This window comes from Enterobacter sp. UNJFSC 003, from assembly GCF_036903355.1.
GTDB lineage: Bacteria > Pseudomonadota > Gammaproteobacteria > Enterobacterales > Enterobacteriaceae > Enterobacter.
This window is the reverse complement of record NZ_JBAKHK010000102.1, coordinates 1-299: the sequence shown is the minus strand read 5'-3', so window position 1 is coordinate 299 and position 299 is coordinate 1. Positions and strand designations below refer to the sequence as shown.

The window sequence follows — 299 nt, the reverse complement described above, 5'->3', positions numbered from 1 at the left end:
CATCTGTACCCTACAATTTTCATACCAAAGCGTGTGGGCATCGCCCACCGCGGGAGACTCACAATGAGTACTACAACCCAGAATATCCCGTGGTATCGCCATCTCAACCGTGCACAATGGCGCGCATTTTCCGCTGCCTGGTTGGGATATCTGCTTGACGGTTTTGATTTCGTTTTAATCGCCCTGGTACTCACCGAAGTACAGGGTGAATTCGGGCTGACGACGGTGCAGGCGGCAAGTCTGATCTCTGCAGCCTTTATCTCTCGCTGGTTCGGCGGCCTGATGCTCGGCGCTATGGG

General features: G+C 54.5%; 1 pseudogene. It reads left to right on the top strand.

The window, feature by feature from the left end:
* Nucleotides 1-63 precede the first annotated feature (63 nt).
* Nucleotides 64-299 (top strand): annotated as a pseudogene (locus V5P19_RS23285) (MFS transporter); the annotation flags it as partial.